This window comes from Flavobacterium sp. UGB4466 (genome assembly GCF_903469665.1).
GTDB lineage: Bacteria > Bacteroidota > Bacteroidia > Flavobacteriales > Flavobacteriaceae > Flavobacterium > Flavobacterium lipolyticum.
The window spans coordinates 1-20,633 of sequence record NZ_CAGKLC010000071.1 but is presented as its reverse complement, the minus strand read 5'-3'; the positions used below and the strand labels follow the sequence as shown (position 1 = coordinate 20,633).

Sequence of the window (20,633 nt, the reverse complement as noted above, 5' to 3'; positions counted from 1 at the left end):
GCCCTCAAAATAAGTCTCACGATTACAAAAAACACAATAAAACACACACTAAAAATAATTCCTGCCAGAACCGCTGCTCCAAAACTTATAAAGCCTTTTGAAAAAATGGAACTTGTAATAATCAGGGAAATAATTAAAGCAATTAGTAGTGATTTTATAATAATACTATTATTCTTGTTCATTATGCTTGTTATTTTTTAATCTAAATTTTCAATTTTAGAAAAATATTCCCTAAAAGTTTTTTTAAAATTGGATAGGTTTTGAATTCCTGATTGTATTATTTTCTCCTTACTATAAATTTCATACTTCCCATTTCCGGTCTCTTTCCCTGTCCAGACAATTCCGGATTCAATCTTTCCGGATTCATTGGTTTTTAAATAGGTAATTATTGGAGGGGCAAATTTTTCAGCATAGCTTGTTAAATAGATTCTATAAAGAGCATCTTCTTTGGAAAAAAAATGGGCTATTGAATTAAAAGCGGAATCTAAATTTGCAGTATTTGCAACATAATTTAAACCATTAAAAAGTTTTAAAAGATTCTGGTCAAAATCTTCATCAAGATCGTTGAGATCAAAGCTGCTTATTGAACTCTTTATTTTATTATTTACAAGAAAACTATAGACGCTTTTACTTTTGGGTAACTGATCTCTATTCAAATTTATAGCTTCAAAATAGGCTACTATTTTCTTCTTATAAAATAGTTCGCTTATTTGCATTTGATCTTTAAAATATATCTTAATAACAGCAGCTGATTTTTCTCCGTCACTAACGGTAATGGTATCTTTGTCTTTATTAAAACTGAAGATGTTCCCATAATTGACCGCGTACATTTCTACAATAAAACTTTCCAGTTTTCCGTCAATATACTTTTTTGATAATGTACCGCCTTCTATTTCTGCTTTTTGTACCTCTTCTGCTTGTCCAAAAGAGGATACACCTGCCAATAGAAAAATAAAAAATAATAGCTGCTTCATTCTGATTTGATATTACGATTACGTTTTCTTTGCCTGTGCCGGTTTGTTTCAATTGGGATAGATCTTTAAAATAGCTTATCTAAGTTATCCTTTATTTACTTTGGCATCAATGGCACCCAGTACTTTTGAGATTCCCGAGCTTTTTATCAAAATATCTCCTCCTATGGCTTTGTGAGTTGTTGTCGCTGTGGTTTTATTTAAATTACCATTGATTTTCACGGTTTTATCACCTGATACTTTTTGCTCGTACATGTTTGTAATAAGTTTGTAGAGTTCTGTAATATCGACTGTACTGCTTTTTCCAACTTTTAAGCTGTTGTTGCCGTCGATGGTGGTTTTCTTGTTACCGCCTACCCCTACAGTCATATTTTTACCAACGGTAATATCCAGATTATCACCAACATTGATGGTCATATTTTTAGGTGCATTTACAGTAATATTACCTTCCCCATCCAAATAAACACTGTTGTCTGACGGGTCTTTTATGAGAATACTTTTCTGTTTATCATCAAAAGTGATGGTACTTCCGCAGCGGGTAAAAAAACTTTTAATATGATTGTCCAGCTTACCGCCTTCGCCTGTTTTTCCGTTAAAAATACTGCCGATTACATACGGTCTGTTAGGATCATTGTATCGAAAACTAACCATTACATGATCACCTACCTCCGGTATCGTAACCCATCCGCGATTTTTATTTACAACATCGCTGGTTCCGGCATTAGGAGTTAATACATACAACCAGGGCGTACGGGACTGCTGTTTCTTTTGCCATAATAATTCTACGCGAACTCTTCCATTACCACTAGGATCATCATTGGCTACTACCACAGCTCTCTGTTCCTGCGCTATTGGCATGGCTACCTGAGGCTCGGGAAGTTTTTTTATTTTAGCCGGAAGTGCTCTGAAACTATTTTCGTATTCTCCTATTTCAGTAGCTTTGTGAGTAATTTCGGTAATAATATAAGTGCCAATTTCATTCGATTCAAATTGTGTCTTATTCGTATTCAATCCTTTTTGAAGAACCTCTGATTTATCTAATATTTGCTGAGATTCGATATTAATAATAGAGCCTATTCTTAGTTTTGGATTTGAGCTTGTTGCCGAAATGTAGTTTCCTTCTGCAGCTATACTTTCCTGTTTTTTTTTCAGGATACTCTCAAAATACACATCATCTCCGGTACTAAATTGTCCGAACTCGTAAGAAGCTGTACTGTATAACTTTTTGGAAGCTTCGAAGGCGTCTTTTCCTAATTTCGGTAATCCCTCTACGATGCTGTCATCTGTTTGTGCCTGATAAAGCTGATCGATATTTTCATTATAAGTATAACCGCTGTACTGATGGGGTTTTGCTTCTACCGATATGCTTAAATTAAACAGGTCTTTGTTGTAGATTAATTTTATAGGAGAACTTTCTTGTTGTGGTTTTCCAAAAAAAAGTTTTTCTCCGTCATAAAATAACCATTCGTTATATTGTTTCGCCAATCTCTGGATATACTTAAAATCCGATTCCAGATATTGCGTTTGATATTCTATTTTAGAAGTAAATTCGGGCTCGATTTCATATTGCAGTTGTTCTCCTGCAGCACTTTGTATGAGATCATGCACCATATCTTTCAAATTGAGATTTTCCCAGGAATGCAACTTTTGACCGTAGTCTAACAAAATAGTTTTAGAATATCCTGAAATAACAATTTGACTGCCTACATGTCCCAATTCTTGTTGGTAGCGAACGTTTGTTATAATTCCCAGAAAATTATTATTACCGCTTAGCCTGATGTGCAGCACTTTTCCAAGACATTCCTGGGCGCTTTCCATCGTATAGGCCCGAGGTCGTTCTATAACAGAATGTGGAATACTTATTGAAAACTCATGGTGAGTATTAATGGTTTGCTTTAAATCGATTTTAGTAAAATGAGAAATTTCTTTGCCGTCTATACCAAAGATTATTTTAGGAATGACCATAAATCTGTCTAGTTTTAAGTTTAATTCTTTAAAATTTTTAACTTAAACAGAGGATAGTCAAAGCCCTTTACTTTAAAGTTCTTCGTGCCGAATTCAATTTTAAGCTAAAAGATGTCATATTCTGAAAATAAAAAAACAAGAAGCAGTACGCAACTGCTTCTTGTTTTATGAGAAAAATTAGATTTTAGCCCAGTTGTTATCTAGTGTAGCATTACCTAAAGTAATTTTCTCTGCAGAGAATGTAATCTCAGTAGTCATTGGAGTTTCAGCCAAAGCGTCTAACTGCTCACTAAAGAACACAATAAAAGCGTTTTCAAAAGTAAGTTCTTTCATTACCTGCTCAGAGTCAGCTTTGAAAAATTTCACTTTTCCGCTTACCGGTTTGTGCTGGCTGTTTACCGCTTGTTCGATAACTGTAGTGTTGTCTGTAGATTTTACTCTCAAGTTTAATCTTCCTCCTTTAATTTCAGAAGAAACAGCTCCTTTACCGTCAGTATGTCTCAACATATCAACTTTTGAAAATAATACTTGGTACTCGTTTCCTTCGAATTCTAAAATTGATTTAAATGCCATAATAAAAAATTTAAGTTGTTAAATAAAGTTTTTCAGAATCCTCTTTCTTTTTGTGTGACTAGTATGAACAAAAAAAAAGAGGTATTCTACATGATTTTAGAATACCTCTTTTTGTACTAACGTACTTTTTTTAATTGCTTCTTGTAGGAAGATGAGGGTGATTCGCAATCAATATTTGTACGAATATACAAATACATTTTTAAAAAACAAGTCAATTCGTAATCTTTTTCAGAAGAATTAAGAAAAAAAAGAGCTGTTTTTAATTCTCAAATGTAAGAATCCAGCATTCATAAGGGCTGACAGAAAATTCATCCGTTTTGAAAAAACAGTCTAATAGTCAAAAAATATTTTTTCAACATTTATTTTACTTCTTCATCTAACTCCCGTAAACACAAAAAGAGATATTCCGCATAATTTTAGAATACCTCTTTTATCTGTTTTTTACTAATTTCCTTTAATCCGTAACATTTTTCATAAAAAACAACAGAATAAATCCCAGCAGCACAACGGTTATGTGCAGGACTATTGAATTGACCTGTGGTTGTAAAGAATTGACCTGGTTTTTTAAGTCTAAAGTTGCTGTGGTATGAATTTCATTAATTTTGTTCACCTGTTTTTGTAATGAATCTATAGTCTTGTTCAAATACAAAATATTCTGATGCTGATTAGAAAACAGTCTTTTTACTTCTTTGTCAGACAGTGCTCTTTTTTTTCTAATCACTCCCGTTTTAGGTTCTTTTAGTGTCAGCTCGCTAACGTCTTCAATTTTATTATTGTTTACGGCAAAACTGTCATTTAACTTGTTTACTAAGAAAAAAATAAACACAATATAAGAAAGCAAAAACGTAGGCAGTATGTACTGAATAAATATTTCAAGCGCTTTAGGTTTTGCGGCATTGTGTATATTGTTTATTGTACTGTAATTCGTAAAAAAAATAGGCTCTTGTTTTTTTTCTTTGTGCAATCTTTCGGTTTTAAATTTTTCTTCTAAATCAATTAGTTCAAAACGATCGAGGCTGTACAAACCTAAATTCTCATTTAGTTTTTTATGATGCACCATCCAATTGAGTACTTCTTCTATCTGATATTCTGTAATACTAGGATTTTTAAGCCTCCACAAAATTTCTTTTTTTGTAAACTCACACGGTTTCCCTTTGCTTTCAAAATAAAATAACTCTAAAATTATTTCATGCAAAGGTTTCGTCATTTCTATTGTATTGATAAGTTCCATAATCGTTATTTTATAGTAGCATATTTTTCGATATATAATAGTGTTTGAGCTGAGACTCCTCATCAAAAACCTCAAAAGCACTATTTCTGACCATTTTCTCTAAGGCTTCAACTTTAGCATTTAAGCCTATAAACAGCGCCCTGAATTCGGCCGGTTTTCTCTTAAACTTTCTGATATCTTTAATTCTTATAGTATGCAGATCAGAACTGTTTACAAATACTCTTGTTTTAAAATAAAACAGATCTGCTAAAGAATTTCTATTTCTTAATGGTTCGGTCCTTCTGATAATTGAGGCAAATGTATAGCACCTGTCCTTAAAATTCAGAATCTCTACCTTATCAATATTTTCATTAGTGTATTCTTTGCTTACTAACTCCCGATAATTTTCAATAAGCTGTTTAATTTCGTTTTCGGTCAGTAAAATGTGTACTTTACTTTCTAAATCATTATCCAACGAATCTTTTGCATTTATCGCAAAGGTTTCGTTTTTATATTTTTTAGGTACATCAGTACTTACACTGTCTTTTAAAGGAGAATTTTCGATAATATTTTTTACGGTTACACTCGGCTGACTTCTTAAAAAACTAAATTCATTTTTATACTGAGTCAGTGATTTTAGCAATGCATTGTTCGTCTTGATCGTTTTACTGATAACGGTATCAATGGCTTTGTTTATTGTTTCAGGAGTTAACTCCCCGTTTAACTTAGGAAATACAATTCCACCATTAAAGTTACTTTTTAAAGGAGCGTTGTAGATGTACTCATTATCGGTTTCGCCATTGTAAACAAATTCATCATTTTTAGGAACCAGTTTTGGATCTACATAGTAGTTCTGAATGTATTTTTTATTGGCATTACTGGCATCACTTAAATACGCCTTACTTTGCGAAATAAAATCCTGATTATCAGAGCTGTTTTCATTTCTAAAAAGGATGTACAATAACTTGGCATTATTCTTAGCCAATGTGCTCATATTATCCTGCAAAACGGTATTTATTGATCCGTCTAATCCTGCCAGTATAAAAAAATTATTTTCGTAGTTGGGTCCCGCACTCAGGAACTGCGTAATGTTTATGTTGTTATTGGGTAAAATATTTTCATTTGTAATTTCTTCCGGTGTTTTGATACTTTTTTCAATTAAATCAAACCACTTCGAAAAAGAAGATGTTCTGAGCAAAAAATAACTTTTGGACTTCCCTTTTGCAATAAACGAATACGTAAAATTATAATTGGCATACAAATCACTGCTCGTTGTTAATTTTAGATTTTGTAATGCCGAAAGTGTTTTTTTTAGGTATTGTTTGGTACTGCCGTTGTTCTCAAAAACGTAAAAAAAGTTAATGGTCTTACTTTGCAGATCAATCTGTTCGATTGTCTTTATGGTAATATCATCCCCCTTTAAATTTGTGATTTTATTTTTGTCGTGGTTCCATACATTTACAGGCAATAAAATTTTAGTGGTATTATCGAATCTGGCAGCAATACTGGATTGATTTTCATTTACGAAAAAGGTATTCCTGTACAATTCATTTGCATGAAAGTTGATTTTACCCGACGAAAACTTCAACGTATCAGCAGGATTCAGTTTCACTACCACATTGTCTGTTATAGGATTCAGATATTGCAAAGGAACCCATCCATATTTAAAATTAGCGGTGTCTTTTGGCATCAAATCATCAGAATTGGACACAAAGGCTGAATTTGCCGTTTTGTTTATGTTGTAGACGTAGACGAAGTCATTTAGTTTAATCCCTTTTTTTGTTGCGGTTTCTAAGTTAGGATCTCCCTTTAACAAAAGAGTACTTTTTTTGACGTTATTGTTACTGTTCACTAAATTATCCAACGTATTACAAGCCACAAAATACTTTACATATTTTAAGTTAACCTGATTTTGGATGGCTCTGCCATATTCCAATACATTGTCTTTTTTAATCCATCCCAGATACTGTACTTCTTTAGCTTTAGAAAAATGGTTGTCTTTACTTCTTAAAGCAGAGAATGTTCCTTTGGGTTTCCCAATCAGTTTCTTATCAGCAACGACAACTTCGTAATAATTCTTATCTTCATCAATAACATACATGGGGGTCAAAATAGCGGCCTTATTTTTTACTTTGGCGCTATAAGGTTCTTCGTAAATTTTATTCTCATTTCGATCTGAAAAAACCATTTTTAGTTCTGGTTTTTTATTTTCTTTTTGCTCCTGGTTATCGTAAGTATTAACTGTTTCTCCTGTTTTTTTAAGAACGTTTGTACTGTTCTTAACCTGTGAAAAAAGGGTACTGGTGATCAATAAACAAATTAAAGACGTATATCGAAGTAAAATGCTGCTTTTCATCTATTACTTTGTTTTATTTTTAGTTTTTTGGGTAATATTGATCTGCTTAAAGCACTTAATATTATCTAATTTCACGTCCTCAATTATAGTTTCATTGCCTTCCAGATAATGAAGTCCCTGACAGTAACTTAAAAAATCGTTGTATTTTTCTTCGTTGACTACTACCACGACATCAGACAAATCATTGCAGATGTATTTATTTTTCAGATAATTAACCTGCTCTCTGTACGTTTTGGTATCTCTTGCTCCCAAATTAGCAATGGTCTGCAGTCTTTTTTTAATATCGTTCAATACAATACCTGACGAATCTACAGCCTCCGGTTCTTTGAAAGGTTCGTACAATTGTAACACTTCAATTACTTTTGTTATCGGATACTTCGTTTTATCTGTTTCGAGCTTTACCGTATAAATTCCCGGCTGAGTAAAAATATAAATGGCTTGTTTTTCATAAGAATCTATGGTTCCCGTTTCGCCAAATTCCCAATACCAATTATTAGAACTCGGAGAATATCCGGTAAACACAATTTCCTCACCTACATAACCAAACTCCGGACAAAATATCTTGGTGATAGAATCTCTTGCCGTCAATCTTCTACCGTTTACGATATTAATTTGCTTTGAAAAATCGAACTTGTCGTCAATTTTTAAGGTCACTAAATACTTCCCGGCTTTATCATAAGTGTAGTTTACACTTCCTTTACTAACAATCGAATCACCGTTTCCGAAATACCAAACGGCTTTTTTATCTGATATTAGAGTACTGTCATTTATTTTAAAAGATAATTCCTCGTTTAATTCATACTGGTGATTACTATTGTCATCAACAATCGAAAAATCAAGATTACTTAATCGTTTATTATAAGGGAATAGCAGTGCTACTATCACTAAAATTACCGCAATGCAAGACAAAAGGATAACTACTGTTCTGTTTTTAATGTTCATTTTTAAAATCTGCTTTACATTCGTTAAGACTTGTCTGTACAAGGGTATCGTTCTTTTTCACCGTACTTTCTTCCAGGTTTATCTCTAAAAAAACATTTAACAAGTTTCCGCCGATCAAGCAAAAATTATAGGACGAATGAAATTCGTTGTCTTTATAAAGCTGTTTGTACTCTGAAATGTTTCTTTTTACTTCATCGATACGCTGTACTTGATTGATGTCATATTTTATCGTATCAATGGTTTTGAAAATTAGCTTCGATTTATTGGCATAGTCCACCTTAATCTTCTGCATTTTTTCATAATCATTAATTCTGTTCAGCATATCCGTATTATTAAAATCCGGTGTCTTCAGTAAAAACTTGGTAAGACCAATAAATATGACACAGGCGCTAATGATAAATAATAAATTGAACTTTGCTTTCTTCCAATAGGTTTCGTCAAAAATTATTGCCTTCTTCATGATTTGGTACTATTTTTTTTATTTTCCAGTTTATGTTTTTCAATACAATTTTTAAGCTGATTACTTTTGATTTCGTAGCTTGTTGCTGCTTCTTTTAAGACATCAATTTTAGTTTGTATGCGCTGTAATTCAACCAAAAGTTCCTCATACAAACCAAAAGAATTCGTCAAATTTGTTTTTGATTTTTGAATCTCGTTATTGATTGCAAATCTTTTTTCGTTGATCAGGGACTGAAGATTTTTACGTTCATTTAAAGTTCGGTCCTTAAATCTTAAGTCATTGATTTCGATCAGGATTTCACCCAGAAGCAAGTTCATTTCGCCCTGTTTTACTGCAATATCATTGTAGTACTTGTGTTTTTGCTCTAACTCGGCAGCGCCTTTATTTGCCGTTATCAGCGTAATAAAAAGACAGCCGAAAATAAAAGCAGACGTTGTAAAAAAAAGGATTAAAAACCTGCGTTTTTGAGTCGCTATTTTAGGAGAATTAAGTGGTTTCATAGCGCTATGTTTAATCTAATATTGACCATGTATTGCTTTTCGGTGCTGCCACTTTCGTTTCCTCACTAATTACAATGTTCTCTTTTCTGATTCCGATATACTCCAATTCACTTAATTTTTGCCATAAGCGCTTCAAAATTCCTAAAAACTGATTCAGTTTTTCAAGCGTTTGTGCAATATCGTTGTGGTCGTATACGGCACTTTTTGCTTCAAACAATACGCTCAATAACTCTGAAGGTTTTACATCAATCCATTCATAATAGTATTGCAGCAGTACCTCTTTTTCTTTGTCATCCATTAAAGTCAATGTCGAAATAAGATGATTCGCTAAAACAATTATTCGGTCAAACATATAAACCGGAGATTCCTCCGGAGCGACATTTTTAAGATAAAAACAGTTTTCTGAATAATACCCGATTATTTTGGTGCATAAACTAAAGGTGTTCGACACCAGTCTGTTATTAGAAGAATTCTGCACATTTTTTTTATGAATTTTAATAGAGAAATCATTCAACTGATACAATTCCGTGTTTACTTTCGCTATAAACTGATTCAGTATTTCATTATTTTTAGTCTTAACAACAGGAGCGATGTACTTGTTGTCTTCGATAAAAGTTCCGTTTTGGAATATTATTTTTTTGACAATTAAAAAGTAACCCGATAAAAAATTATCATTTACCTCTTTTTTATTGATGATGTGCAACTTGATCTCCGGAAGGGCATGCGGATGATGCAATGGAATGATTTCGGGATCAGGAATACCTACAGGAATTAAATCATAAGGATTAACGGAAACAATAACATAATAATGCTCAAAAGAATTTCGGTCTAAGTCGTTTGCATTAATACTTACTTCCGGAAGTTTGGTGCCATAAATATCCTGATTAAAAGAAATTATGTGACCGTTTTTAGCAATTACTTCGCATTTTTTCAGGTAGGCAACCAGCTGTCCTCCCTCAATTTTTATCTCAATGTCTATCGATTTGTTTCCCGCCGGCTGGATACAGCCATAATTAAAATTGTTTAGCTGAACTTTATTATAATCGCTGACAATTGTTACGTAATTGAAATAATTATTGATAAAATGGTCTTTCGTAAGTTTTACACCGTCTGTCCAGTTGATTGGTAAATGAATGTTTGATTTCATAATCCTGAATTTTGTTTTATGGTATTTGTTAATCTCTTTTCCTTTTTACTCCAAATGGTTTTAAAGAAAAAGATATGGTATGTAATTATTCTTCCAGACCGTTTTCATGCCTGTTTAAAGCAACTCTTTTAGCAAAAATGGTCTGTTTGTTTTTCAATTTACTTTCAGAAATGGTTCTGTAAGGACTCAAGTTCTTTATAAACAAAGGAAAACTGAAGTATTTTGCCGTATAAAAAGTCCAGCCCGTATCTTCATTTTCCGCACTGGATTCGATAGCATCATTAGGGAATCTGTAATTCTGGTCTTCTATAAACTTATCAAACCAGCTCCCCAGATTGACGTCCTGAGCAATTTTTACATCAAATTTGGAAAAGAATTCAGAATTGGCTTTTTTTCTGATGTGTATGGACACCTGCATGAGGCGGAACTTATCGATATTATCCCAATATTCGAAATCTTTGCGCTCTTTACCCACTCTCCAGTATTCGTAGAAAGGCTCAGGAATTTGCAAGTATTTGTTCTTTGATTCCTGAAAAAAAATAGGTACAAACAGCCATAAAATATTAAGCATACTGATGTGAGCGTAACTCGATATGGCAATATAATTGAAAACGAGATAATAAATCCAGGAAGAGAGAATTGCTATTATTAAAAACAGAAACACTTTTGCCAGAACATTATTCTGTATCCCTACTTTTTGAAATAAAGCTGTATTCATGAAATACACCAATGCGATTCCAAGTATGATGTAGTAGATCACCGAAAATAATAAGCCAAACCAGATAAATTCATTGTTAAAGAAAGCAAACAAACAGGGTAAAGCTGCTATAATCGAAAAACATAAAGTAAATATTATGGCCGCTTTTGTTTTGATTTTCACATTCGAAAACTGGCTCATAATCAGCGTTATGATCAAAATCAAAAACGGAGCTAATAGGTATTTTAAGAAAAAGGGTAGTATTGTATTCATATCTGAATGTTATCTCATTATTATGGTTTAAAAATTATAAAATGGTATTTATGCCCAAATAGTTCTCGTTTAGTTTGATGCCTAACTGATAATTATTAAAAAAGACGATATCAATTTTTCTGTTACTAATGATAAAATACTCTAATACTTTACGCGTTAGGTTCATCTTACGTTCCAATATCTTATAATCTATATTTCCTTCAAAATATAGCGCCACCTCTACATCGTCTATCTCGCTTTCTACCGCTCCGCAAAGTCCCAAATTGAATCCTAATGTTCCTTCACTTAATTCCAAAAAGGGAGAATCGATGAAAACATGTTTCTTGTATTTTAATTTGACTACATTACCCAATAAAGTTTCCAGTACTTTCTCCAGTTCCGGAAGGTTCTCTTTGAGTTTATCGGCTTCACACAGGTAAATAAAGAGATTCTTTTTTTGTGTATTAGACAAGTCAAAATCAATGGAGACTAATTCATCTACTATTTTCAGAAACAAATCAATCTTATCATTAAACAAGTGAAGACTTCTGATGGCATAATTTGAATTTGCTGCAAAAAGCTCATTATCAAAAGGCATAAAAAAGTCTAAAGCATTATTTTCTGCTTTTTTGTTTTCTCTTACTGCTTCTACAATTTCTTTATTCGACATCGTAGAATTACTAACCGATAAGGGATGAAAAAGTAATTCGGGCAAATTATGGTAGATGCTGTTTTTGGCCAAATGCAGGACCAGCGCTTCTTTGGTAAATCTCGAATCTTCCTGATACAGCATCGACGAGAGATCTATAGCGTCTCTTGAATTGTGTCTTTTGGAAAGGCCTTTATGTCTGACAAAGACTTCAGTTTCCTTTTTAAGAATATTTTGCAATCCATAATAAAGAATTTCTCCTCTTAAATTAAAATTAAGCTGTTGTTTTAAAACTGCGATATCCTGTTCCATATCTTATTTCTTTTCCCAGATAAATTCATCCCCTTTTATATCCAGAACAATACTTTCGTTCTCCAAAATAGCTTCGGATATAATTAGTTTTGAAATGGTTTTCTTTAGATAAGTTCGTACGGTTCCCGCAATAGGTCTGGCACCATATTTTTTAGAAAATCCTTTATTGGTCAGATACTCTAAAGCCGAATCAGATAAATCAAAAGAAATATTTTTGATCGTTCTTAACTGTTCCTGCAGACGGCTAAGATGCAGTTTAAAAATAGCTTTGGCGATTTCTATATTGATCGGAGCAAATGGAACTACTTCAGTCAAACGTCCTAAAAACTCAGGTCTGAAATGCTGACTCATAATATCAATCAACTGATTAGAAGTGGGTAAATGACCGCTTTCTATCTGCTCCTGAATCCATTGGCTTCCAATATTTGAAGTAAAAATGATAATTGCATTCGAAAAATCACCTTCACGACCCAACTTATCATGCACTTTTCCTTCGTCCATAATCTGTAAAAACACGTCGTAAACCGAACTGTGCGCTTTTTCGATCTCATCAAAAAGTACCACCGAATAAGGTTTCTGTCTGATTTTATTCACCAGCATCCCTCCTTCTTCATACCCCACATAACCTGGAGGCGCACCATACAATAACGCCGCCGAATGTTCTTCCTTAAACTCGGACATGTCAAAACGAATCATCGCATTTTCGTCATCAAACAGCAGTTCTGCAAGTGTTTTCGTTAATTCTGTCTTTCCTGTACCGGTTGGTCCCAAAAAGAAGAACGAACCAATAGGCTGTTTCGGATTGCTCAAACCACTTCGGGATTCGATTATGGCTTCTGAAAGTGTTTTAATAGCATGTGCCTGCCCTTTTACTCTCTCTTGTAATTTGTCTTCAATCGTGAGAAGTTTTTCCTTTTCTCCTGCACTTATCTTTCCTAATGGAATTCCGGTTGCATTGGAAACGACTGCCAAAATCTCAGACTTTTTAACCACAGTGATTTTCTCCTTTGCTATCGCTTCGATATCAGCTGATAATTTTTCGATGGCATCAAAAGTGATTACTTCGTCTTTTTGTTTTTTTGAATTTTCGGCAGCACTAATTTTACTGGTTACCACACAGCTAATTCTGTTGAATATTTCTTTTTTCAGCAAACTCATCCGTGATTCGTCGGCAGGGTCAGCTTCTTTTATCTGTTCTTTTATTTTTACAATTTCAACTAAGGAATTGGCATTCGAAACAATTACCGAGGAAGCTGTCCGGTCTAATAAATCAATGGCTCCGTAAGGCAGTTTCTTTTCTTTATAAAATCTTTTAGACAAATGAATGGCTTCTTCTATAACTTCATCGTCAATCCCTATCTTATAATGCTTTTCTAATTTATTTTTATAAATCCCCAGACATTCCAGTAATAAAGCATGATCGAGTTCTTCGATAAAAATGTTTTCAAACTTTCCGTCAATAGTCGTTCCTTCGATCGATTTTCGATACGAATCTGAATCAATAGAAGCAATAATGTTAATCGTTCCCTGAGTTAACTGTGTATTGATGATATTGATTACCGCATTTGATTTTGAGCTTGATGAATTTAACAACACCTGTATGTCATCAATAAAAAGTATGCTCTTTCCGTTCTTGGATAATTTTTCGAAAATTTCAATCAATTTCTTCGAAATCTCATTTTCACCGCTGCAATTGGCAACAAGTTTAGACACGTTTAAAGAAAGTACCAGTGTTTCTTCAAAAAAATTAGAATCTGTTTCGTGTAAACTGTAAATCAGATTTTTTATGATACTTGTTTTTCCAATACCCGATTCTCCAATCAACAAAATTCCGTGATTTTCGTATCGTTCAATGTTTTCAAGTATCAGTCTTACCTCCTTATTTCGGCCAATAATAGCACTACCTTCTTCGATTATATTTTTTCTGTAGAGTGTATCACAATAATTAATATCAACAGTTTCTTCTTTATCGTCATTATCTACCAGATTAAAACTTTTTTGAGTATTGCGAAGCCCAAAATGTTTTAAAAGTTCTTTATCGCTTAAATTTAAACCGTCGATCTGTTTATCACTGTATATTAATCCGGGTTTAATAATGGCAATAAAAACACAAAAAGCATCAATAGAATCTGCTCCCAATCTGATTTTATTGAAATTTGATTCGGTAAAAACATTTTCGATCTCTGCATCGGCAATAATAATGTTATCATTGCTCTGAGAGGATGTATACACTTCCTTTCTTACATCAAACCACTCTCTTATATAATCTATGTCTTTTGATAACGTTTTTAAAACCTCTGTCAATCCTGTTGGCTCATATAACAGTGCATAGGCTAAATGCGGAACACCGTAAGTGCTGTGTCCATCCTGAATAGCCAACGATTTAGCAGATTTAATGGCAGATAGTAAGCTGGGGCTGTAATCTAATTCATTCATAACTTTAGTTTATGGTAATTTGAAATGGGATGTTCATCACGGATTGTTTCTCTAAGGTTTCCTTCAAAAACAATCCTATTTTTTGCTTGTTTTCTATCTGTAAAGCATACTTATCCTGCAAAATAACTTTTACATCAATGGTTCTGAATACTCCTTTTTTTCTTTCATTGCTAATGCCAACCCCATCGGTAATCAATACCTCTTTTGTAATGTTTCTTAAATGATAATGAACCGCAGATTTTATGTCTTGTTTTGTTACCAGTCGCTCTTTGGATAAAAAGCCATATCGAAGATTGATTAATTTCTCGACTTTGTTATTTCTGTAAATTCCGCCAAGCGAAGTCGTCTCAAAAACGGTAGAATCCTGAACTAATTCTGATAAGACCGTTTGTTTTAAAACGGTACCTTTTTTTAAATTATTAGCCACCTGACCGTTTGAAGTCCAATACGAACAGTACAAAATTTTAGATTTATCGGTTTCATGAATCAGAGCATAAACTTCCTCTTCATTGACCTGACTGTAACTGCTGGTAATCTTAGTTTCAATTGAATTAATTTCTTCATTGATTTTAGTCATTGTCGCATCAATATAATCGGCATTGATATTCGAAAAAGAACTGATGTCTTCACGTAAAGCTCTGGCTAATTTTTTAAGGAAAAACTTTGCCGTTCTGGAATCGTAATTCTCTAATCCGCCATAAAAAACGGTATAGGTATTTGAAGTGATAGCATTAGGCTGCTTGATTCCATTGATGAATTCGATGTTTTTTTCGTTAAAAACTTTCATCACATCCAAAAAGTGCGTGTTTCTCTCTGCCTTCATTGGAAACAGACGTCCTTCCACCTGAGCATTATGAACTCTGTTGTTCAGTTTTCGGTTGACGATCGGGAATGTGTTGATCTTTATCTGAATTTTATCAAGCTCCTGTTTGGTAAAGATTTCAGGAAATACAAACTCTAACCAAATAAGTTCTGTATTCTTTTTAGCAGATTTTAATGCTTCTTTTTCAATGTTGAATTTGTCTAGTAAAGACTCGTAAACCAACTTCTCCGGATTCAGTTTTAACTTGTAAATAAAATTTTTATAGTAGGATTTTATCGCTTCAACGTAATGCTTGTTGTCCTGAACTTCCGCAAAACTTTCATTTTCAAAATCAATAGCATTTCCGTGAGTATCTCTCACCGTAACAAACTGTAAGAAAGCATCTAACGAAGAATTATCTGTAACAAATGTAAATTTCAAAGATTTTAACTTCTCCAGATTTTCTTTGGAAACATCCAGTCCGATCCACATCCTGTGATCCGAAATTTTACAATGCACCGGCAAGCGATTGACATTTTTAAAAGAATCGATCAATAAGGAATCATAGAGCTGAAAACCAACCTCACCCTCTATAATGCTTTCGTTGGTAAAAGGAGTAAAATGAATATCATAATCAACATTGGTTGCAAAAGTCGATTTTATAATAAATTCAGCATCACTGTTGAGTACCACAATACCATTTGTTGCAGCTGTACTTGCTAAAGCGTGAGCCGGCATAGGTAAATTCCATTGACTTGGCACAATTTCCTGAGCAATGCGTTCAATAATTTTATTATCAGATTCGATTCCTTCGTGATACAAATAATAAAGTTCATGAACAAAAACGTCTAATAACATCATGACCAAGGGGTCGGCCATGTTAATATTTTCAATTCCCCAGATCTCTAAACACTTCTTTTGTATTCTATTTTTTATTTCAATAAACTTAACGTCTTTCATATTTTGTACTATTGAGAAATTGGGCTTATATTCAATTTTGTGTGAAAGCTAAATGGCATCAGACTTTCGATAATGTCTCCTTTTACGACTATGTTTGCTTTTCTTCTTATGCTTGATCCCAGCTCCGTATTATCAATTTCATCTAACGAAATAGTGACTTCACTTAAGGTTAATCTCCTCTCAAATTCAGTAATCGACTTTAACAGGGATTTTCTAACCAAATCCTCCCAATCTCTTTTCTTTATATGTTGATTAAACTCCAGGTCCCAGATGACAGATCCGTAATTTGGGATCTCGGGAATCTCTCCAAATGAAGTGGTAATAATCATCATGATGTTATAAGCAATCGATTCTTCTATCTTACAAAAATTATCCTGTGAACCTCTCACCAAAGATTTAAAATTAACAGGGTATTTCAGGTATTTCATCTTTTGTCGAAATTTAGTTGTTTTTTATAAAACTAAAGGTTCAAATTTTAATTTTAACACATTGCTACAAAACTCCAAATAAAATACTTACAAATCAATATTATTTTAAAGTATTTTTTTACTAGTTTTACAAAATCAACTAAAAATCTTATAAAATTATGAGCATGTTCAATTATGGTATTGGTGGCAATGAAGTAAAAGTTGACGCCAGTGAATCAATTTTGGAAATTCCTTCGAACAGAACATTACTAATTCAAAAACTTACAAATGAGCAGCCGGTTGGCCCCGAAGCTGTCTATGATTTGCAGACTGTAGAAGCGGTTTTTGAGAAGTACAAACCTAGCGTAGACTTTGAATTTACAACGGAACAAGGTTCCGATTTAAACGAATCGATGGTCTTCCAAAACTTAGGAGATTTTGGAGCAAAATCTATAAAAGAAAACAGTCCTTTTCTTAATAAATTAAACACTGAAAAGGAACAAGCGTACAAAATTGTTCGCCAGCTTTCGAGCAACAGAGCTTTAATAAAAGCAATCCAGGACCCGGCTGTTAAAGAAGCGGTAATCGAATTACTTCAAAACGCTAAGAACGAAATTAACAACAACAAACAGTAAATATGGCAACTCAAACTAAAGAACAAAAAGTTCAAGGTTCTTCAAGCGAACAATTAGTACAAGAATCCCCAAGCAAAATAAACCTGTTAAACGAATATGGAGGTTTTGCTTTCTTAGAAAACGTAATCGACGGATTATCAAACTTAAACCCGACCAGAAAAGCTAGAAAAAATATCTTTCTTAACGATGCTCAATGGGAAAGCGAGAGAACTACTCTTAATAACAGACTTGATTTGTGGCTGGATTTACTAAAAGGAAATAATTCTGTTGAATCCATGATCGAAGTGGCCAATGCAAAAGCAACATCAGCAGATGCAACATTAAATAAAAACCTGAAATACGCCTTAAACACTACAAGAGAACTAGAAACTTCTTATCGTAGTGTCGCTTTGTTCTACAAAAATGCTGAAAGCGATAAAATCAAGAACGTAACGATCGTAAACGCCGATATAACGCAATTAAAAGATTTAGACAATACTTTGTTTATTGATTATGTTTCGAATGAATTAAAGCAAAATTTTGACCGTCTTGATTTGAGAAAAAACTACTCTATACTTTCAGTTCCAGGATATTTAGGTTCTAACGCTGTTTTAGAAAAATGGTCCAAAATAGCTCACGAGAATAAAACAGTATTACTAACTGACTTCCAAGATCTTGAAACTCCGGATGATGTTATCGATATCTTCTTCAATGCCAATCATACTGGTGGTGATGTGTACAAATCAAACACTATTATGACTTGTAACTATTTGTTAGGAAGAAGTAAAAATAACGAAGTTGGAGAAGAGGACAATCTTTATGTACCACCATCGACTTCTTTAGCAGGTAAAATATACAAAACATTAATGTCTCAGGTAGTTGCCGGTAAAAAATTCGGAGGCTTAAACGAGGTAGAAAGCGTTCGTTTTGACCTGAAGAAAAGTGAAATCTCAGAAATTGAAAAAATGGGATTGGTACCAATGGTTAATGAGTACAGCAAAATTATGGCTTTCTCTGCTAAAACATTGTTCAACGGAGACAACTTAGGTTTACAAACCTACTCTGTAGTACGTGTATTCGACCATATTACCAAAGTACTTTTCGATTTCTTAAACAGAAGAGCTTTCGAGAACTGGACTACCAGAACTGAAGCTGATTTAAGAAGCCAAATCATTAAGTTCCTTGACGGAATTAAAGGACCTACTAATCTTATTGAGAAGTTTACCGTAATGAAAATTGAGCAGGATAAAACTCAAAAAGACAGAATCTTACTAGATATCCACATCACACCATACTTCCCGGCTAAAAGTTTCGTAATTCAGTTAGACGGACACAAAGGAGATGGTCCTGAAGAAGCTGTTTGGCATAGTGATTACAAACAGGTTTAATTCATTTCTACCCTAAAATCTACCCCAAAAAATACTCTTTTGGGGTTCTTTTTTTTTACTGGTCATCCAAATAAACAATGCATCTAAACAAAACAGAATTCGCATAATACACTCAGCAATGTTTATAATGATCGTTCTTCTAAGAAATAGACTATATTCGTTATTAATTAAACCTAAATTTGGTCTAATTTTCAATAAATAAACCAACTAAATAAGGGCAATGGAAGAGCTTCTTGCATTTATAAACAATTTTCAGGCACTGGATCAAGAGACCGAAAAGGCAATAAAAAACCACTTTAAAGAAGAATCCTACAAGAAAAATAAAATTATTATAAATGAAGGGCAAATTTGCCCCAAAATTTACTTTATAAAATCCGGTTCAGTACGAAGATTTTTTTATAATGACGGAGAAGAGGTAACTAAATGGATTTATACCGATCATCAATTCATCACTTCATTGAGTAGTTTCTTTGAACAGAAACCCTCATTTGAGCTTTTTCAGGCATGTGAGGACACCATACTTTATTCATTATCGTACACAGATGAGCAAATTCTATTAGAATATCCTTTATTTTCTAAATTCTATATTAAGCTGCTTAGAATTTATCTGTCAAAATTGAACGAATTTCATCATTTTTATAAATCCATGAATGCTCAGGATAAATACTTCTACTTATTAACTTCATTTCCTCCTATTATTGCAAAATCAAAACTAAAACATATTGCCTCGCTTATCGGTGTAAGTCAGGAAACATTGAGCAGAATAAGATCTTCAATTAATTGATTTTACATCAAGAAAAAATCATTATATTTTTCCAACATTTGCTTTTCATATAAAGACAATCAAATTGAAAAATATAACTATAGGCAAAAATGCAATTATTGGAACAAACGTTCATATTGGTAATTACACAACTATTGAAAATAATGTAATTATTGGTGATAACACTTGGATTGGCAATAATGTAAACCTACTTGACGGTGCTAGAATTGGCCGGAATTGCCAAATACATCCCAATGCAGTATTATCAGGAACCCCACAAGATTTAAAATACAAAAACGAATATAGCACTCTGGAAATTGGAGACAACAATATTATCAGAGAATTTGTTACTATAAACAAAGGAACTCAATCAAAACAAAAAACAGTAATTGGGAATCATAATTTAATCATGTCCAACACTCATATCGGACATGATTGTTTCATTGGTAATAACTGCATTATAGGTTTTAATGTGGGAATGGCAGGAGAAGTAAAAGTCGGTGATTACGCAAATATCAGCGGATTAACCGCAATTCATCAATTTTCGATTATTGGAGAGCATACTATGATTAGCGGCATGAGTCGTATTGTCAAAGATGTACCACCATACATACTCGTTGCACGTGAACCTTTAAGTTTTACAGGATTAAATACCATTGGTTTACGAAGAAGAGGTTTTAAGATTGAAAAAATGCAAGAACTACAAGAAATATATCGTATTATCTTTCAGCAAAAAAGAAATACCTCTCTTGCATTAGACTTTATCGAAAAACACATGAAGCAAACTTATGAGCGTGATAAAATATTAGATTTTATAAAAAATTCATCCCGCGGAATTGTAAAAGGAAACAGCATTTAATCATACTAATATCTCATTTAAACATCAATCTATTAAAGACAACAATTTTTATGGCGTTCCCCTACGGGTCGGGCTGTCCGCTAAATCTTTTGCGATAGAAGTTTCAGTTTTTTCTATGTACAGTAATCGCAAAAGGATATCACTCCCATCCCTAACGCAGTCAACGATAAAAAGAATATTTAAACCATAAATCATCTATGAGCTAATTTCTAACCGCAAATAGCGCAAAGGTTTACGCAAAGCACGCAAGGAAAAAGGACTGAAAACCCGAAAAGCAAAGAGCATGATGCGAAGCACTACGTATGAACCAAAATGAGCCTCAACTATCGCCCTGAAAGGGCAAAAGAAAACCAATTCTTACTAGTTTTTA

General features: G+C 33.3%; 18 protein-coding genes. 4 read left to right on the top strand and 14 right to left on the bottom strand.

Annotation, left to right across the window (positions count from 1 at the left end; all coding sequences use genetic code 11):
• Positions 1-197 precede the first annotated feature (197 nt).
• The 14 genes from JO950_RS15745 to JO950_RS15680 form a co-directional block, all read right to left on the bottom strand.
• Entirely contained in the window at positions 198-974 is a 777-nt protein-coding gene (locus JO950_RS15745) for a hypothetical protein (RefSeq protein ID WP_202703511.1), read from the bottom strand.
• 84 nt (positions 975-1,058) lie between these two features.
• Complete coding sequence (locus JO950_RS15740; RefSeq protein WP_202703510.1) at positions 1,059-2,936, bottom strand: type VI secretion system Vgr family protein; 1,878 nt, start codon at positions 2,934-2,936, stop codon at positions 1,059-1,061.
• A gap of 177 nt (positions 2,937-3,113) precedes the next feature.
• On the bottom strand, positions 3,114-3,509 hold the full coding sequence (tssD, locus tag JO950_RS15735) for a type VI secretion system tube protein TssD (protein ID WP_017496361.1): 396 nt from the start codon (positions 3,507-3,509) through the stop codon (positions 3,114-3,116).
• Between the two features lie 454 nt (positions 3,510-3,963).
• Positions 3,964-4,740, bottom strand: a complete 777-nt coding sequence (locus tag JO950_RS15730) for a DUF5457 domain-containing protein (RefSeq protein ID WP_017496363.1) — start codon at positions 4,738-4,740, stop codon at positions 3,964-3,966.
• A gap of 10 nt (positions 4,741-4,750) precedes the next feature.
• Positions 4,751-7,075, bottom strand: coding sequence for a type VI secretion system protein TssR domain-containing protein (gene tssR, locus JO950_RS15725; RefSeq protein WP_202703509.1), 2,325 nt, complete (start codon positions 7,073-7,075; stop codon positions 4,751-4,753).
• Positions 7,076-7,078: 3 nt separating this feature from the next.
• Positions 7,079-8,017 carry a PKD domain-containing protein gene (locus JO950_RS15720; RefSeq protein ID WP_017496364.1) on the bottom strand — a complete coding sequence of 313 codons (939 nt, stop codon included), beginning with the start codon at positions 8,015-8,017 and terminating at the stop codon, positions 7,079-7,081.
• Positions 8,007-8,477, bottom strand: coding sequence for a type VI secretion system TssO (tssO, locus tag JO950_RS15715; RefSeq protein ID WP_017496365.1), 471 nt, complete (start codon positions 8,475-8,477; stop codon positions 8,007-8,009). The genes JO950_RS15720 and tssO overlap by 11 nt, the downstream gene beginning before the upstream one ends.
• Entirely contained in the window at positions 8,474-8,977 is a 504-nt protein-coding gene (locus JO950_RS15710; RefSeq protein WP_017496366.1) for a hypothetical protein, read from the bottom strand. The genes tssO and JO950_RS15710 overlap by 4 nt, the downstream gene beginning before the upstream one ends.
• Before the next feature lie 10 nt (positions 8,978-8,987).
• Positions 8,988-10,124, bottom strand: a complete 1,137-nt coding sequence (locus JO950_RS15705) for a hypothetical protein (RefSeq protein ID WP_070905592.1) — start codon at positions 10,122-10,124, stop codon at positions 8,988-8,990.
• Between the two features lie 85 nt (positions 10,125-10,209).
• Positions 10,210-11,094, bottom strand: coding sequence for a TssN family type VI secretion system protein (locus JO950_RS15700; RefSeq protein ID WP_202703508.1), 885 nt, complete (start codon positions 11,092-11,094; stop codon positions 10,210-10,212).
• Between the two features lie 34 nt (positions 11,095-11,128).
• The gene (locus JO950_RS15695; RefSeq protein ID WP_202703507.1) at positions 11,129-12,034 is read right to left on the bottom strand and encodes a hypothetical protein; all 906 of its coding nucleotides are present in this window, start codon (positions 12,032-12,034) and stop codon (positions 11,129-11,131) included.
• 3 nt (positions 12,035-12,037) lie between these two features.
• Positions 12,038-14,470 (bottom strand): AAA family ATPase, encoded by a 2,433-nt coding sequence (locus JO950_RS15690; protein ID WP_202703506.1) that lies wholly within the window; start codon positions 14,468-14,470, stop codon positions 12,038-12,040.
• 4 nt (positions 14,471-14,474) lie between these two features.
• Positions 14,475-16,232, bottom strand: a complete 1,758-nt coding sequence (locus JO950_RS15685) for a hypothetical protein (protein WP_202703505.1) — start codon at positions 16,230-16,232, stop codon at positions 14,475-14,477.
• An 8-nt stretch (positions 16,233-16,240) separates the two neighbouring features.
• The gene (locus tag JO950_RS15680; protein WP_017496372.1) at positions 16,241-16,660 is read right to left on the bottom strand and encodes a GPW/gp25 family protein; all 420 of its coding nucleotides are present in this window, start codon (positions 16,658-16,660) and stop codon (positions 16,241-16,243) included.
• Between the two features lie 158 nt (positions 16,661-16,818).
• Between JO950_RS15680 and JO950_RS15675 the strand changes: the two genes are divergently transcribed.
• The 4 genes from JO950_RS15675 to lpxA all read left to right on the top strand — a co-directional run bounded on the left by JO950_RS15675 (position 16,819) and on the right by lpxA (position 20,263).
• On the top strand, positions 16,819-17,274 hold the full coding sequence (locus JO950_RS15675; RefSeq protein ID WP_026109973.1) for a hypothetical protein: 456 nt from the start codon (positions 16,819-16,821) through the stop codon (positions 17,272-17,274).
• A 2-nt stretch (positions 17,275-17,276) separates the two neighbouring features.
• Positions 17,277-18,641, top strand: a complete 1,365-nt coding sequence (locus JO950_RS15670; RefSeq protein WP_202703504.1) for a DUF5458 family protein — start codon at positions 17,277-17,279, stop codon at positions 18,639-18,641.
• Positions 18,642-18,861: 220 nt separating this feature from the next.
• Positions 18,862-19,425, top strand: a complete 564-nt coding sequence (locus JO950_RS15665; RefSeq protein ID WP_202703503.1) for a Crp/Fnr family transcriptional regulator — start codon at positions 18,862-18,864, stop codon at positions 19,423-19,425.
• A gap of 64 nt (positions 19,426-19,489) precedes the next feature.
• Complete coding sequence (gene lpxA, locus JO950_RS15660; protein ID WP_202703502.1) at positions 19,490-20,263, top strand: acyl-ACP--UDP-N-acetylglucosamine O-acyltransferase; 774 nt, start codon at positions 19,490-19,492, stop codon at positions 20,261-20,263.
• The last annotated feature ends 370 nt before the right edge of the window (positions 20,264-20,633 follow it).

Coding starts and splice junctions, on each gene's coding strand:
- JO950_RS15745 (WP_202703511.1), bottom strand. CDS start 974: ATGAAGCAGCTATTATTTTTTATTTTTCTATTGGCAGGTGTATCCTCT.
- JO950_RS15740 (WP_202703510.1), bottom strand. CDS start 2,936: ATGGTCATTCCTAAAATAATCTTTGGTATAGACGGCAAAGAAATTTCT.
- tssD (WP_017496361.1), bottom strand. CDS start 3,509: ATGGCATTTAAATCAATTTTAGAATTCGAAGGAAACGAGTACCAAGTA.
- JO950_RS15730 (WP_017496363.1), bottom strand. CDS start 4,740: ATGGAACTTATCAATACAATAGAAATGACGAAACCTTTGCATGAAATA.
- tssR (WP_202703509.1), bottom strand. CDS start 7,075: ATGAAAAGCAGCATTTTACTTCGATATACGTCTTTAATTTGTTTATTG.
- JO950_RS15720 (WP_017496364.1), bottom strand. CDS start 8,017: ATGAACATTAAAAACAGAACAGTAGTTATCCTTTTGTCTTGCATTGCG.
- tssO (WP_017496365.1), bottom strand. CDS start 8,477: ATGAAGAAGGCAATAATTTTTGACGAAACCTATTGGAAGAAAGCAAAG.
- JO950_RS15710 (WP_017496366.1), bottom strand. CDS start 8,977: ATGAAACCACTTAATTCTCCTAAAATAGCGACTCAAAAACGCAGGTTT.
- JO950_RS15705 (WP_070905592.1), bottom strand. CDS start 10,124: ATGAAATCAAACATTCATTTACCAATCAACTGGACAGACGGTGTAAAA.
- JO950_RS15700 (WP_202703508.1), bottom strand. CDS start 11,094: ATGAATACAATACTACCCTTTTTCTTAAAATACCTATTAGCTCCGTTT.
- JO950_RS15695 (WP_202703507.1), bottom strand. CDS start 12,034: ATGGAACAGGATATCGCAGTTTTAAAACAACAGCTTAATTTTAATTTA.
- JO950_RS15690 (WP_202703506.1), bottom strand. CDS start 14,470: ATGAATGAATTAGATTACAGCCCCAGCTTACTATCTGCCATTAAATCT.
- JO950_RS15685 (WP_202703505.1), bottom strand. CDS start 16,232: ATGAAAGACGTTAAGTTTATTGAAATAAAAAATAGAATACAAAAGAAG.
- JO950_RS15680 (WP_017496372.1), bottom strand. CDS start 16,660: ATGAAATACCTGAAATACCCTGTTAATTTTAAATCTTTGGTGAGAGGT.
- JO950_RS15675 (WP_026109973.1), top strand. CDS start 16,819: ATGAGCATGTTCAATTATGGTATTGGTGGCAATGAAGTAAAAGTTGAC.
- JO950_RS15670 (WP_202703504.1), top strand. CDS start 17,277: ATGGCAACTCAAACTAAAGAACAAAAAGTTCAAGGTTCTTCAAGCGAA.
- JO950_RS15665 (WP_202703503.1), top strand. CDS start 18,862: ATGGAAGAGCTTCTTGCATTTATAAACAATTTTCAGGCACTGGATCAA.